Below are 14167 nucleotides of genomic sequence, written 5' to 3'. Positions count from 1 at the left end.
GGCGCGAAGGTGGTCGCGCAAGGCGGCCGGCGCAAGGCCGTGGAGCCGGCAAGGAAACGCGCTGTGCTGACGGGGCGCCGCCGGCGACCTGAACGCCGACGGTGCCCCGGTCAGTCCTCGGTGGCGGGCACCACGCGCAGGTGGGCCGCGCCGCGGCGCACCGCACGCACCCGGGGCCGGTCCCGGCGCACCTCGCGCAGCACCAGCGTCAGCCGGGTGTAGCCCATCTCCTGGAGAGTCCTGGGCGTCTCGTCGACGACCCGGCACTCGGTGGCACCCCAGCGCGGATCGGGATGCAGCAGGGGACGTACGGCGCCGTCCTGGGCGACTGCCCGCTCACCGACCGCGCGGCGCCAGTGCGGCAGTCCCTGCCGGTAGGCCGCCTCCATGATCGGATCCTGGGCGATCTCCCGCCGGATGGCCTGGAGCCCGTGGTCGTGGCCGTGCCGCTCCACGGCGTCCGCGAACTGGGCCAGCATCGGCAGGCACCAGCTGGACTCGTGGTCGCCGAGCACGGTGCTCGCGTCGGGGTGGAAGAGGACGAACCTGAGGAGGTTCTCGCCGGGCATGGCCGTCGGATGCGGGCCCACACCGCGGAAAAGTGACGCGAAAGCGGTGTTCGCCAGCACGACGTCCCAGCGGTGATCGAGAACGACCGAAGGGAAGGGCACGGCTTCCACGAGGCCGGCGAGGTCCCTCAGATACGCCTGGGCCTCGGGCCTCTCGGGGACGGGTCGCGGTACGGACCGCTGCCCACCTGCCTGATATGCCATCGGGAGGTCACCCCTCTTGCCTATGCGGCCTTCACGCGGCGCCCCGATCCTGCTGCCCCGGCCGGAGCCGTGTCAACTATCGTGGCATTTCGTGCCGGTTGACGGCTGAAATTGGCCACAGTTGTGGCGAGACCTGGATGTGAGTTCGAACTACCCGGTAATCTCCGTCGAGTTCACGGGAAGGGCTTGTGAGGAGCCTGTGAGAGACGTAGGAGATCTGTCGGTGACGGATGGCTTCGAGGGTCCGGGCGCCCCGCCGACGGCAGCGCTGCCAGGCGTCGTCGCCCGTGTCACCGCGCTCGCCGACCGGCTCGGCGTGCCGTACACGGAGGTCTTCGACACCAGCCGCCTGTCAGTAGCCTGCGGTGTCCCCGAGTCCGTGGTCAAGGCGTTGCTCGGCGGCCGCCCCGCCGGCGAGCCCGATGTGCAGGCCCGCTTCCTCCAGCGGCTGGACCTCCTGCGCCGCACCCGTCTCAAGCCCAACGGCCGCAAGTACACCCAGCAGGAGATCGCCGACGGCGCGGGCATGTCACGGCAGCAGGCCGGCGCCCTGATCAACGGGGACCGGCGCCCCACCATGGAGCACTGCGACGCCATCCAGCGCTTCTTCCGTGTGCATGCCGGATTCCTCACGGCCGAGGACCCCGAGGCGCTGGCGGGCGCCCTCCAGCGCGCCGAGCAGGACCTGCTCCAGAAGCTCGCGGAGCGCGAGGCCGCCCAGGCCGCGGAGGATCCGTTGGAAAGACTGCTTCAGGACCACGGCGTGCGCGGCATCGCCTGGCGGGCCGCGCAACTGCCCACCGACCAGCATCGCGACAAGGTCGCCGAGTGGCTGGACATGCTCCTGGAGAGCGTCAAGCGACCCGAGTCGTGATCCGGGGAGAACGGAGATCTGTGGGCATCGGTAGGGAAATGCGTCGCCTGTGCGGCGAGTTGGTCGCGGAGCTGACACTCCCCGCGCCGGCGGCGCCCGAGAACCTGTACCGCGCGCTGTGCGACGCGATGGGCAGACGCCGGGGCCGTCCCGTCCACTTCCGTACGGCCGCCTTCCCGCCCGGCACCGCCAGCGGCCTGTGGCTCGACATGGCCGACCAGGACCTGGTGGTGGTCGAGGAACGCACCGCGCCGGACCACCAGTTGGTGATCCTCGGTCATGAGCTGTGGCACATGAAGGCAGGGCACTGCACCGACAGCATCGAGGGCGCCAGCGTGGCGGCCCGGCTCCTGTGCAACGACGCCGACCTGCGCTCGACGGTGCTGAAGGTCGCCGCCCGCAGCCGCTTCGACGAGGCCGAGGAGAAGGAGGCGGAGAGCTTCGGCCTGTTACTGGCCAGCAAGTGCCGTACCTGGCTGGCGGACTCGTCGGCGCGCGGGCAACGGGACCATCTGGCGGGGCGGATCGAGGCGTCACTGGGTTACCTGGGGCCACAGGGCTGACGCTCCGTCGCCCGGAAGCGGTCCGAGGCAGGTCGGGTACCCCCGCTCGGGCGACGCCCGGAGCGGCGGACGAACCCGATTGTCAGTGGTGGACGGCAAGCTGGTGGTGCGCCCTCATGTGCGGGGCGTGACGCGACGACGCCGACTTGGGGAGAGCCGACCGATGCCCACCGCCGTACTGACCGATCGCGAGCGCACCGCAGTCCAGGCCTATCTGCGGCTGTTGCACACCGTACGAGCCGCGTTCGACGGTCCCCCCGGGAAGGGCCGACCACCCGTGGTACCGCCCGCCGTCCTCGCCGAGGCGGAAGAGGCGCTGGCGGCGGCCGGCCTGACGGGCAACGAGGAGGAGTTCTTCAAGCTGCTGACGAGCTGGTGCCCGGCGGAACCGTAGCGGACTCGCAGCGCGGGGGCCTCATGTGTGCGGCACGCTCACGGCGGTCGCCACCAGCCCCCGCTGGACCGTCCAGCGGCCCTCGAAGCCGTCGAGCCGGTGCTCGCCCACCCGGGGGCCCGGTACCAGGAGCCGGGCGCGGAACCCGCCGCTGTGCCGCTCACCGGGGTCGACGAAGACGTCGATGTCGGCCTCGGTGAAGTCCAGCCACTTGCCGGTGAGCGGGAACCACGCCTTGTAGACGGATTCCTTGGCGCTGAACAGCAGCCGGTCCCCGTGGAGGTCCGGGTGATCGCCCGCCAGACGGCGCAGCCGCTCCGCCTCGGCGGGCAGCGCGACGGCGGGCAGCACGCCCTCCGGGAGCGGCTGGTGCGGTTCGGCGTCGATGCCGAGGGAGGCCAGATCGGCGGCGCGGACCAGCGCGGCGGCGCTGTAGCCGTCACAGTGGGTCATGCTGCCGACGAGGCCGGGCGGCCAGCCGGGGGCGCCGCGCTCGCCGGGCAGGATCGGCTGCGGCGGCACGCCGAGCTTCTCCATGGCGCTGCGGGCGCAGGAGCGTACGACGGCGAACTCCCTGCGGCGCTTGTCGACCGCCCGGGCGACGACCGCCTCCTCCTCGGGGTACAGCGCCCCCACCTCGGCCTCGTCGTCGCCGTACGCCTCGACGGTGACCACCGGGTCCGGCAGCAGTTCCTCGATCAACGCGCCCCGTCCTCCTTGGGCAGAATCCGGCGCAGCCGTCCCGGCGGGTCCGGTCGCTTGCGCCACTCGCGGGGGTATCCCACCGAGACCTCCTCGAAGCGGACGCCCTCGTGCCAGGTGGTCCGGGGGATGTGGAGATGGCCGTAGACCATGGTCTCGACGCGGAATCTGCGGTGCCAGTCCGCGGTCAGCCGGGTGCCGCACCACATGGCGAACTCGGGATACCAGAGTACGTCCGTCGGGTGCCGGTCCAGCGGGTAGTGGTTGACCAGGACGGTCGGCAGGTCCTCAGGGAGCTCGGCGAGCCGGCGCTCGGTCTCGGCGACGCGGGCCTCGCACCAGGCCTCGCGGGACGGGTAGGGGTCGGGGTGCAGCAGGTACTCGTCGTTGCAGACGATCCCGGTGCCGTGGGCGTACCTCAGCCCCTCCTCCTTGGTGGTGCAGCCGGAGGGCAGGAAGGAGTAGTCGTACAGCAGGAACAGCGGCGCGACCGCCACCGGGCCGCCGGGGCCCTCCCAGACGGGGTAGGGGTCCTCGGGGGTCGTCACGCCCAGTTCCCGGCACAGCTCGACCAGGTGCTCGTAGCGGGCGACGCCGCGCAGGGTGACGGAGTCCTTCGGGTGGGTCCACAGCTCGTGGTTGCCGGGTGCCCAGACGACCTTGCGGAAGCGGCCGGCGAGCGTCTTCAGCGCCCAGCCGATGTCGGCGGCCGTCTCCGCCACGTCACCGGCGACCAGCAGCCAGTCGTCGTCGGAGCCGGGCCGCATCGCCTCGACGAGGGCGCGGTTCTCCTCGTACCCGATGTGCAGATCGCTGATGGCCAGCAGTTCTCCGGCACCGCCGACCGTCGACGTCACCCTGCGCCCCTTCCGGTCACACGGGATCCCGTACGGAATCCCGCCCCGTCTCTCACTCGGACGATCATACGAACGAGACCACGAGAACACACCGGCCCACACCGTCACAAGGGCGGATCACGTCGTCGCCGGGCGGGGAGCACCGGGACGGCCCGAGACGGTCAGGAAGCATCCGCAATTCCGTAACACGTACGTTGCACGCGGCACCCCTTGAAACCCGTATGATCGCCGCAACACCACGGCTTTGAACGTCCCTTCGCAAGGGGCGATTTGGTGTCCCTCCATTCACCTTGCCCGGGCACGGGTCTGCTTCGCCCTGCCCGCGAACCCCGAAAGGACGGCCCTGCATGGTCTCTCGCGTACGCGTCTGGCTCAACCGCACGTACGCGGAGAACGTCTTCTTCATGGATCAGCTGCGACGAAATCCCAGCGATCGGGCCGTGGAGATCCATGCGACGCACGGGGACGCCGACTCACCCGTGCTGGCCGCCGCAGACACCGCCGAGCTGGAGCCGGAGGGCCTGTCCCCGGCCGGGTACGTGGAGTACGCCCTCGCCCAGTGCCGGCGCAGGGGCATCGATGTGTTCGTGCCCCGGCTGCACCAGTCGGCGATCGTGGCGCACCGCGCGGACTTCGAGGCGCTCGGTACGGCGCTGCTCGCGCCCCCGCCGCAGGCCGTGGCGGTCTTCCAGGACAAGGTGATCGCGTACGAGGCCGTCCAGGCGGTCGGGGTGCCGGTGCCGCCGTGGTGGCGGGTGCGCAACGCCGACGAACTCCTCGCCGCCGTCGAGGAGTTGGAGGCGGCGGGTCACAAGGCCTGCTTCAAGCCCGCGTCCGGCGCGGGCGGGGTGGGCTTCCGGGTCATCACGCGCGCCCCCTTCTCGCTTCTGCACCTCAGCGGGTTCCCCACACCGTATGTGCAGCTGGATCTGGTGTTGGACGCGTTGCGCCGGGCCGACGAGCCGGTGGACTGGCTGGTCATGCCGCGGCTGGAGCAGCCGGAGGTGTCGGTGGACTGTCTCACCGGTCCGGACAACCGGGTGCGGCTGGCGATCGGCCGGGTCAAGAACGGCCGGCGTCGTGGGTTCACCCTGCACGAGCAGTGGCTGGAGCCGGCCCGGCTGATCGCGGAGGGGTTCGGGCTGCACTACCTGTCCAACATCCAGTTCCGGATGTTCGGTGAGACGCCGGTGCTGATGGACGTCAACACACGGCCCGCCGGTGGACTGCACCAGCTGTCGCTGTGCGGGGTCAACGTCCCTTGGCTGGCGGTGCAGTTGGCGCTAGGGGAGGACCCGGGCGAGGTGGTTCCGCCGTTCCTGGGGCAGGACTACACGGTGGTCTCGGGACCGCGGCCGGTGCGGCCCGTGTCCATTCCGCAGCAGCGGGCCGAGGAGACGGAGCCGTTGCTCCCCGCGGTGCCCTCGCCGGCGACGGTCGACCCGGTCGGGAGCGAGGCGGCCCAGGCCCTGCCGCTCTAGCCCCACTCAACGTTGCTATGGACCGATCTCGACGTCAGAGCTTGACAGCGGGATTGGTCCATACCAACTTGGTCTGCGCACTCTCTCAGCACCTGTGCACTCCCGAACACCCCACTTTTCCCAGGGAGATCACGTGCGCAACCAACCTCTCAGACGTCTCAGACATCGACTTCTCGCCCTGCTCGGCACCGCCGCTCTCGCCGTCACGGGAGCCGTCGCCCTCCCCGGTACCGCCCACGCGGCGAACGTCCTGACCAACCCGGGATTCGAGTCGGGCAGCCTCTCCCCCTGGTCCTGCACCGGCAACCTCGGCTCGGTCGTCTCCTCCCCCGTGCGCGCCGGGTCCAAGGCCCTTGCGGGGGCGGTGAGTTCGAGTGACATCGCCAAGTGCGGCCAGAGCGTCTCCGTGCGGCCGAACACGACCTACACCCTGAGCGGCTGGGTGCGCGGGTCCTACGTCTACCTCGGGGTGGACGGCGGCGCCTCCACATGGACGTCCTCACCGTCGGCGTACAGTCAGCTGTCCTTGTCCTTCACCACCGGTGCCGCACAGACCAGCGCGACGGTCTATGTGCACGGCTGGTACGCCCAGGGCACCTACTACGCCGACGACATCAGCCTCGACGGTCCCGGCGGCGGCTCGGACAGCCAGGCGCCCACCGCTCCGGGCAGCCTGCGCTCCACGGGCAAGACCTCATCCAGCGTGTCGCTCGCGTGGAACGCCTCGACGGACAACGTGGGCGTGACCGGGTACGACATCTACAGCGGGTCGAACCAGGTGCTCAGCGTCTCCGGCACCAGCGCCACGGTGAGCGCTCTGGCGGCGAGCACCTCGTACACCTTCACGGTGAAGGCGCGGGACGCGGCCGGGAACACCTCGCCCGCCTCCAACGCCGTCACGGTCACCACGGATACGGGCGGCGGTGGCGGTACCGGCTTCAAGCAGGCCGCGCCCTATCTGTACCTCGGCTGGGGCGACCCGCCGAGCGCGACCTCGGTGATGAGCGCGACCGGCGTCAAGTGGTTCACGATGGCGTTCATCCTGTCCTCCGGCGGCTGCAACCCGGCCTGGGACGGACAGCGTCCGCTGACCGGCGGCAACGACCAGAGCGTCATCAACTCCATCCGTTCGGCGGGCGGTGACATCGTGCCGTCGATCGGCGGCTGGAGCGGCAACAAGCTCGGGCCCAACTGCTCGTCGGCCGAGGCGCTCGCGGGTGCGTACCAGCGGGTCATCGACGCCTACGGGCTGAAGGCGATCGACGTCGACATCGAGAACACGGACGAGTTCGAGAACGCGACGGTGCAGGACCGGATCCTGAACGCCCTGAAGATCGTCAAGGCGAACAACCCCGGTCTGCGGACCATCGTCACCTTCGGCACCTCGACGACCGGGCCGACGTACTGGGGCAACCGGCTCATCGAGCAGGCCAGGGCGCTGAACACCGGGATCGACGTGTTCACGATCATGCCGTTCGACTTCGGCGGCGGCGCCGACATGTACGGCAACACCGTGAACGCGACGGAGGGGCTGAAGAACAAGCTGAAGTCCACCTTCGGGTGGGACGACGCCACGGCCTACGCCCACATCGGCATCTCCGGCATGAACGGCCTGTCCGACCAGCAGGAGCTGACCTCGCCCGCGACCTGGACCCAGATCCGGGACTGGGCCAACTCCCACCACATCGCCCGTCTCGCCTTCTGGTCGGTCAATCGCGACCGGCCGTGTCCGGGCGGCGGGGTGACGAGCAACTGCTCCGGGATCAGCCAGAACAACTGGCAGTTCACGTCCATCACGGCCGGGTTCACGGGCTGAGACAGAACTCTTTCCCGGAAGGGTGTATCAGGGCGCCGACCCCGCGCTCATAAGAGTGAAAGGGCAACGGGGGAACAACGGGGGAACGCGCCACCACGGGGGAAGTACGGGGGATTCGGGCCGGCCGGCGGCTGTCACGGGGGTGGCGGCCGGCCGGCCCGAGGCGTGTCGCGGGGTCAGAAGCGGCCCGACCCCCGGTACAGCTCCAGCTCCCCGTCCAACTCGACGGCGAGCACGGTGGCGTGCGGGTCGAGGTCGGCCCCGGTGGGCGGTTCGATCCAGAGCACCCCGGGTGTCTCGTGCAGGCCGCCGGTGATCCGGTGGGCCAGTTCGGTGCCGCTGCCCAGGACCGTGACCCGGCGGACCGAGCCGAGCAGCCCCCGGACGTTGATCTGCGCGCGCGGGGCGTCGAAGAGGACGAGGTAGAGCGTGCGGCGGTCCTTGGAGAGAGTGCTCGGGCCGTAGTGGTGGCCGGCCGGGAGGCCGCGCCCGGTTCCGTACACCGCCTCCGCGTGCTTGGCGATCCAGTCGCCCAGCCCCTCCAGGCGCTCGGCCTGCTCGGTGGGGATCGTGCCGTCCTCGCGTGGCCCGACGCTCAGCAGCAGGTTGCCGCCGCCGCCGATCGTCTCCGCGAAGTACCGGATCAGCTGGTCGACCGACTTGTGGTTGTGGTCGTGGTGCTGGTGGCCCCAGGAGTCGTTGATCGTCAGGCACAGCTCCCAGGGGCCGTCGGGCGGGACCACCGGGGCGCCCTGCTCGGGCGTGGCGTAGTCGCCCTCGCTCAGCATCCGGGCATTGAAGACGACGTCCGGCACCTCGGAGCGGATCAGCGCGGCCAACTCGTGGATCCGCCACTGCTCCTCGCTGCGGTCCCACTCGCCGTCGAACCACATCAGGTCGGGCTCGTAGCGGGAGGCGAGTTCGCGGATCTGGCCGTCCCGGTAGGCCAGGAAGCGTTCCCAGGCCGCCAGGTCCTCGAACTCGGCGGCGACCTCCGAGTAGCGGTTGTCCTCCAGTTCCGGCGGGCGGCCGGGCTTGCGGGTGGAGGCGTAGTCGGGGTGGCTCCAGTCCGAGTGCGAGTAGTAGAGCCCGACCTTGAGGCCTTGCTCGCGCAGGGCGTCGGCGTATCCGGCTATCAGGTCGCGGCCGACGTTCAGATCGCCGTACGCCGTGTCCCACAGGGCGACGCCGTCGTGGTGGCGGCTGGTCAGGACGGCGTACCGGGCGCCGGCCCGCGCGAAGAGCTTCGCCCAGTCGCGCGGGTCGTAGCGGGAGGCGGTGAAGCGGTCGAACTGGGACATGTACCGGTCGTACGGGACGATGTCGTCGTAGAACGACCAGGACTCCTGGACGCCGTCGACGGCGTAGATGCCCCAGTGGACGAAGATCCCGAGCTTGGCGTCGGTGAACCAGGGCTGTACGGCCATCAGTTCCCCTCGGCGCGCTGGAGGCGCAGGGTCAGCACCTGGAAGGGGCGCAGCGAGACCGCGACCCCGCCGTCGACGACGGCCGGCTCCAGCGGGCGCTCCAGGAGGTCGGTGATCTGGGCGCCGGCCAGCGGGAATCCGGTGCGCAGCACGCCCTGGGCCCGGCCGCCCCGGGACTCGTAGAGCCGTACGACGACGTCACCGGACGCGTCGTCGGCCAGCTTGACCGCCTCGACGGTCACCCCGTCGCCGTCCACGGAGACGACCGGCTCGGGCGCGCCCGCCGCGTCCGCCACGCGCAGCGGGAGGTTGAGGGCGTAGCCCTCGGCGACGGCGTCCTCGATGCCCGCACCCGGGAGCAGGGAGTAGGTGAAGCGGTGCATGCCCTGGTCGGCCTCGGGATCCGGGACGCGCGGGGCGCGCACCAGGCTGAGGCTGACCCTGGTCGTCGTTCCGCCGTCCTCGCGGACCGTACGGGTGACGTCGTGGCCGTACGTCGAGTCGTTGATGACCGCGACGCCGTAGCCGGGCTCGGCGATGTGCACCCAGCGGTGGCCGGAGACCTCGAAGCGGGCCGCCTCCCAGGTGGTGTTGGTGTGCGTGGGCCGCTGGATGTGGCCGAACTGGATCTCGGCGGAGGAGTGCGGGGCGCGGATGTCGACCGGGAAGCCCGCCTTGAGGATCTTCTCGGCCTCGTGCCAGTCGATCTCGGTCTCGAAGTCGATACGGGGGCTGCCGGCGCGCACGGTGACCGTCTGGGTGAGCTTCGAGCCCTTGCCGAAGGAGCGCTCGACGCGGATCGCGCCGATCAGCGGGTCCTCCTCGACGACCGTGACGGAGGACGCGTCCAGCAGGTCCCGGTAGCGGTTGCGGTAGTGCTTGTCGATGTCCCAGGCGTCCCAGTAGTTGGGCAGGTCGGTGTGCAGGCGGAGCAGGTTGCCCTTGTCCGCGAGGACTTCGCGGTTCGCCCGGAGGTCGAAGACGGACGCCAGGGTGCCGTCCTCGGCGATCTCGACCCGGACCAGGCCGTTGTCGAGGACCCGGCCGGAGACGGAGACGGGCTGCGCGGGCCGTGCCGGCGCGAGGGGCGCGCTGCCGTTCGCGGGCACCTGCACGTACGCCGGGGCGCCGTCGGCCGTACGGACCACCTCGGCGCGCTCGTACGGGCTGGTGTTGAAGACCCGGGTCCCTCCCCCGCCGAGCGCCGCGACCGCCTCGGCCGTCAGCGCCTCCAACTCCTCTGCCACCCGGGCGTATTCGGCCTCCGCCTCGCGGTGCACCCAGGCGATCGAGGAGCCCGGCAGGATGTCGTGGAACTGGTGCAGCAGGACCGTCTTCCAGAGCCGGTCGAGCTTGTCGTACGGGTAGGTGTAGCCCGGCGCGTGCAGCGCGGCGGTCGTGGCCCACAACTCGGCCTCACGCAGCTTGTGTTCGCTGCGCCGGTTGCCCTGCTTGGTGCGGGCCTGGGAGGTGTAGGTGGCGCGGTGCAGCTCCAGGTAGAGCTCGCCGTTCCAGACCGGGGCGTCCTCGTACTCGGCGCGGGCCTTGGCGAAGAACTCGTCGGGGTGCTCGACGACGACCTTGGGCGAGCCTTCCAGGTCGGCCAGCCGGCGCGCCCGTTCCATGATCTCGCGGGTCGGGCCGCCACCGCCGTCGCCCCAGCCGAAGGGGGCGAGGGAGCGCGTACCGCCGCCCTTCTCCTGGTAGTTGCGGACCGCGCGGTCCATCTCCTCACCGCTGAAGCGGGCGTTGTAGGTGTCGACCGGCGGGAAGTGGGTGAAGATGCGGGTGCCGTCGATGCCCTCCCACCAGAAGGTGTGGTGGGGGAACTTGTTGGTCTGGTTCCAGGAGATCTTCTGGGTCAGGAACCACTCGTTGCCGGCGAGCTTGGCGAGCTGCGGATAGGCGGCGGTGTAGCCGAAGGAGTCCGGCAGCCAGACGCCCTTGGTCTCGACGCCGAAGTGCTCGATGAAGAACCGCTTGCCGTGGATCAGCTGGCGGGCGATGGCCTCGCCGCCGGGCAGGTTGCCGTCGGCCTCGACCCACATGCCGCCGACCGGCGCCCACTGGCCCTTCTTCACCGACTCCTGGATGCGCGCCCACACGTGCGGGTAGTTGTCGCGCACCCACTCGTACTGCTGGGCCTGCGAGCAGGCGAAGATGAAGTCCTCGTACTCGTCCGCGAGGGACGTGACGTTGGAGAAGGTGCGGGACGTCTTGCGCTTGGTCTCGCGGATGGGCCACAGCCAGGCGGAGTCGATGTGGGCGTGGCCTACGCCGGAGACGGTGTGCGCGCTGGCGTGGGCGGGGCGGGCGAGGACGGGCGCGAGCACCTCGCGCACTGCCGTGGCGCTCCCGGAGATGTCGTCCAGGTCCAGGACGTCCATCGCCCGGTCGAGGGCGTGCATGATCTCGTGCCGGCGTGGTTCGTGCTCGCCGAGGTGGACCATGAGTTCGCGCAGCACCTGGAGGTCCAGGTCCAGGTGCCAGACCTCTTCGTCCAGGACGGCGAGGTCGGCGCGCTGGAAGGTGTAGAGGGGCTTGTCGCCCGCGGTCAGGACGTCGCCGAGCGGGGTCGGGGCGGCGAAGTCGTTGGCCAGGATGTCGGGGTTGGAGGCGGCCTCGACGAGGTAGTCGATCTCCTCGCCGCCCCTGGCCGGGTTGCCGATCGGCACGTACTGGTTGAGCGGGTTGACCGCCTTCAGGGGCCTGCCGTCGGGCAGGTGGACCAGGGCTTCGGCCTGGTTGCCGGGCCAGTCGCTGACGAAGCCCAGGTCGATGACCGCCTCGACCCGTCGTCCGGCCCACTCGGCGGGTACCTGTCCGCGCATCCGGAACCAGGTGGTGCCCCAGGGCGGGCCCCAGGGCGTGTCCATCGCGAAGGGCTCGTACCGGGCGGCCGCGGCCTCCTCGAAGGAGACCGGCTCACCCGGCGCCTGCCAGGCCTCGACCCCGAACGGGACGGTGGCCGAGTAGATCGCGGGCTTGATGCGCTGGTTGTGGACGCGCTCGACGCGTTCCTCGATCCGGCGGCGTTCGTCGTGCATCAGTGTCTCCAGAGAGGGAGAGAACGGAGGGGAGGCGAGGGCGGGCAGGGCGAGGACGGACAGACTGGGGAAAGCACTGGAAAGCGCTTTCGCGGGTGAGCGCTACTTAAGGTACGCCAGCCCCGGATGGACCGAGGAGTACCCCTCGACCAGCCTGCGGGCCACGTTGACCGAGTCGACCAGCGGGTGCAGCGCGAAGGCCTTCACCGCCGTGGTCCGCGAACCGGACTCGGCGGCGGCCAGCACCTCCCGCTCGACCGCCTTCACCGAGCAGACCAGCCCGGTGGCGTGGTCGGGCAGCGGGGCGACGGCGACCGGGTGGGCACCGTTGGCGTCGACCAGGCAGGGCACCTCGATCACGGCGTCGGAGTCGAGCACCGACAGCGTGTTCTGGTTGCGGACGTTGAGGATCAGGGTCGTGCGCTCGTCACGGGCGATGGCCCTCATCAGCGCCAGCGCCACCTTCTCGTAGCCGCCCGAGAGATCGTCGGCGTCGCGCTCGCCGGCGCCGGCGGTCTCCCGGTTCTCGGACATGTAGGTGGCCTCGCGCTCGGCGCGGGTGCGGTCCCAGATCTCCAGCGCGGAGGCACCCGGGTCGCGCATCCGCTCGTAGAAGCCGGCCTGCTGCTCGCGCAGGAAGGCACCGCGGGTCTTGTCGGCCTCCTGGTAGGCGCGGACGGCCTCGCGGTTGAAGTAGTAGTAGTGCAGATACTCGTTGGGGACGGCGCCGAGCGACTGGAGCCAGTCGACGCCGAAGAGCTTGCCCTCCTCGAAGGAGCCGAGCAGGTCGGAGTCGGCGAGCAGCCGCGGGAGTTCGTCGCGGCCGGCGACGCGCAGGCCGCGTACCCAGCCGAGGTGGTTGAGGCCGACGTAGTCGATCCACGCCTCGCCGGGGTTCTTCACGCCGAGCACGCGGGCGATACGGCGGCCGAGGCCGACCGGCGAGTCGCAGATGCCGATGACGCGGTCGCCGAGGTGGCGGGACATGGCCTCGGTGACCAGTCCGGCGGGGTTGGTGAAGTTGATGACCCAGGCGTCCGGCGCGAGACGGGCCACCCGCTGGGCGATGTCGACGGCGACCGGGACCGTGCGCAGGCCGTAGGCGATGCCGCCCGCGCCGACCGTCTCCTGGCCGAGGACGCCCTCGGCGAGCGCGACCCGCTCGTCGTCCGCCCGGCCTTCGAGGCCGCCGACGCGGATCGCCGAGAAGACGAAGTCGGCGCCGCGCAGCGCCTCGTCCAGGTCGGTGGTGGCGCTCACCTCGGGTGCGTCGGGCACCGCGGCGGCCTGTTCGGCGAGTACGCGGGTCACGGCGGAGAGCCTTCGGGCGTCCAGGTCGTGCAGCACTACGTGGGTGACCCGGCCCTCGGCCCGGTCCGTCAGGAGCGCCCCGTACACGAGCGGCACCCGGAATCCGCCGCCGCCCAGAATCGTCAGCCTCACGTCTGCACCTTTCCCGCCACGACGACCTCGACGCCCGCCTCCTGCAAGGAGGAATGCGTCACGGTGTCGACCGGCGCGTTCGTCACCACCACGTCCAGATCCTCGGGACCGCACACCTTCGCCATGCCGTGCCCGGGGAACTTCGCCGCGTCGGCGAGCAGGACGATCCTGTCGCTCGCCTTGATCATGGCCCGCTTGACCGGCACCTCCACCACCGTCGTGTCCATCACGTGTCCGCCCGGCCGCACTCCACTGGTGCCCAGGAACAGCCAGTCGGCATGCAGCTGACGCAGATTGTCCTCGGTGAGGAAGCCGACCAGGGAGCGGTACTCACGGCGGACCATGCCGCCGAGCAGCACCAGCTCGATGCCATCGTCGTCGGCGAGCTCCTCGTAGACCACCAGGTTGCTGGTGATCACGGTCAGCCGGCGGCCGTGCAGCCGGCGGGCCAGCCGGAAGGCGGTGGTGCCGATGTCGAGCAGCACCGACTGGCCGTCCTGGATCATCGCGGCGGCGCGTTCGGCTATGGCGTCCTTCTCGGCCACGCGCACCCCGGCGACCTCGGCGAAGGGCTGGTCGCCCTCCTCCACGACCGCGCCGCCGTGCACCCGCGTGAGCAGGCCGTCCTCCTCCAGTTTGAGCAGGTCACGGCGGACCGTGGCGGGGCTCACGCCCAGTTGCTCGGAGAGATCGGTCACGGCCGCGGGGCCGCCGGCGCGCAGCGCCCGCAGGATGAGTTGGTGTCGTCGTTCTGCCAGCACGGCGTGAACACTACTCGTCATCTTCAATC

Annotated in this window: 12 protein-coding genes; 5 read left to right on the top strand and 7 right to left on the bottom strand. The window is 70.7% G+C overall.

The window, feature by feature from the left end; all coding sequences use genetic code 11:
• Positions 1–110: 110 nt before the first annotated feature.
• Positions 111–773 (bottom strand): hypothetical protein, encoded by a 663-nt coding sequence (locus ACIQWG_RS31245; RefSeq protein WP_404101750.1) that lies wholly within the window; start codon positions 771–773, stop codon positions 111–113.
• Between the two features lie 223 nt (positions 774–996).
• Here ACIQWG_RS31245 and ACIQWG_RS31240 point away from each other — a divergent pair, with 223 nt between their 5' ends.
• The 3 genes from ACIQWG_RS31240 (at position 997) to ACIQWG_RS31230 (ending at position 2604) form a co-directional block, all read left to right on the top strand.
• Positions 997–1647, top strand: a complete 651-nt coding sequence (locus tag ACIQWG_RS31240) for a helix-turn-helix domain-containing protein (protein WP_404101748.1) — start codon at positions 997–999, stop codon at positions 1645–1647.
• Positions 1648–1685: 38 nt separating this feature from the next.
• A complete protein-coding gene (locus tag ACIQWG_RS31235) occupies positions 1686–2210 on the top strand; it encodes a toxin-antitoxin system, toxin component (protein ID WP_404101848.1) in 525 nt (174 codons plus the stop codon).
• Between the two features lie 163 nt (positions 2211–2373).
• Positions 2374–2604, top strand: a complete 231-nt coding sequence (locus tag ACIQWG_RS31230) for a hypothetical protein (RefSeq protein ID WP_404101746.1) — start codon at positions 2374–2376, stop codon at positions 2602–2604.
• A 21-nt stretch (positions 2605–2625) separates the two neighbouring features.
• Here the strand turns inward: ACIQWG_RS31230 and ACIQWG_RS31225 are convergent, their stop codons facing one another.
• Together ACIQWG_RS31225 and ACIQWG_RS31220 are read right to left on the bottom strand one after the other, a co-directional pair.
• Positions 2626–3306, bottom strand: a complete 681-nt coding sequence (locus ACIQWG_RS31225; protein ID WP_404101745.1) for a 4'-phosphopantetheinyl transferase — start codon at positions 3304–3306, stop codon at positions 2626–2628.
• The gene (locus ACIQWG_RS31220; protein WP_404101743.1) at positions 3303–4163 is read right to left on the bottom strand and encodes a metallophosphoesterase family protein; all 861 of its coding nucleotides are present in this window, start codon (positions 4161–4163) and stop codon (positions 3303–3305) included. Before ACIQWG_RS31220 ends, ACIQWG_RS31225 begins: the two co-directional genes overlap by 4 nt.
• Positions 4164–4510: 347 nt before the next feature.
• Between ACIQWG_RS31220 and ACIQWG_RS31215 the strand changes: the two genes are divergently transcribed.
• Both ACIQWG_RS31215 and ACIQWG_RS31210 read left to right on the top strand, forming a co-directional pair.
• The gene (locus ACIQWG_RS31215) at positions 4511–5644 is read left to right on the top strand and encodes an ATP-grasp domain-containing protein (RefSeq protein WP_404101741.1); all 1134 of its coding nucleotides are present in this window, start codon (positions 4511–4513) and stop codon (positions 5642–5644) included.
• Positions 5645–5777: 133 nt separating this feature from the next.
• Positions 5778–7460, top strand: a complete 1683-nt coding sequence (locus ACIQWG_RS31210; RefSeq protein WP_404101740.1) for a carbohydrate binding domain-containing protein — start codon at positions 5778–5780, stop codon at positions 7458–7460.
• Between the two features lie 176 nt (positions 7461–7636).
• Here ACIQWG_RS31210 and ACIQWG_RS31205 read toward each other — a convergent pair whose 3' ends face one another.
• The 4 genes from ACIQWG_RS31205 to ACIQWG_RS31190 all read right to left on the bottom strand — a co-directional run bounded on the left by ACIQWG_RS31205 (position 7637) and on the right by ACIQWG_RS31190 (position 14138).
• Positions 7637–8887, bottom strand: coding sequence for an alpha-L-fucosidase (locus ACIQWG_RS31205; protein WP_404101738.1), 1251 nt, complete (start codon positions 8885–8887; stop codon positions 7637–7639).
• Complete coding sequence (locus tag ACIQWG_RS31200) at positions 8887–11934, bottom strand: alpha-mannosidase (RefSeq protein ID WP_404101736.1); 3048 nt, start codon at positions 11932–11934, stop codon at positions 8887–8889. The genes ACIQWG_RS31205 and ACIQWG_RS31200 overlap by 1 nt, the downstream gene beginning before the upstream one ends.
• Before the next feature lie 102 nt (positions 11935–12036).
• Positions 12037–13377, bottom strand: a complete 1341-nt coding sequence (locus ACIQWG_RS31195; protein ID WP_404101734.1) for a 6-phospho-beta-glucosidase — start codon at positions 13375–13377, stop codon at positions 12037–12039.
• Positions 13374–14138, bottom strand: a complete 765-nt coding sequence (locus ACIQWG_RS31190) for a DeoR/GlpR family DNA-binding transcription regulator (protein WP_404101733.1) — start codon at positions 14136–14138, stop codon at positions 13374–13376. Before ACIQWG_RS31190 ends, ACIQWG_RS31195 begins: the two co-directional genes overlap by 4 nt.
• Positions 14139–14167 lie beyond the last annotated feature (29 nt).

This window comes from Streptomyces sp. NPDC098781 (assembly GCF_044759995.1).
Lineage (GTDB): Bacteria > Actinomycetota > Actinomycetes > Streptomycetales > Streptomycetaceae > Streptomyces.
This window is presented reverse-complemented; position numbering and strand designations above follow the sequence as displayed.

What these genes read in the sequence shown, in the direction of transcription:
- ACIQWG_RS31245 (WP_404101750.1), bottom strand. Translation starts at nt 773, where the DNA reads ATGGCATATCAGGCAGGTGGGCAGCGGTCCGTACCGCGACCCGTCCCC.
- ACIQWG_RS31235 (WP_404101848.1), top strand. Translation starts at nt 1,686, where the DNA reads ATGCGTCGCCTGTGCGGCGAGTTGGTCGCGGAGCTGACACTCCCCGCG.
- ACIQWG_RS31230 (WP_404101746.1), top strand. Translation starts at nt 2,374, where the DNA reads ATGCCCACCGCCGTACTGACCGATCGCGAGCGCACCGCAGTCCAGGCC.
- ACIQWG_RS31215 (WP_404101741.1), top strand. Translation starts at nt 4,511, where the DNA reads ATGGTCTCTCGCGTACGCGTCTGGCTCAACCGCACGTACGCGGAGAAC.
- ACIQWG_RS31205 (WP_404101738.1), bottom strand. Translation starts at nt 8,887, where the DNA reads ATGGCCGTACAGCCCTGGTTCACCGACGCCAAGCTCGGGATCTTCGTC.
- ACIQWG_RS31200 (WP_404101736.1), bottom strand. Translation starts at nt 11,934, where the DNA reads ATGCACGACGAACGCCGCCGGATCGAGGAACGCGTCGAGCGCGTCCAC.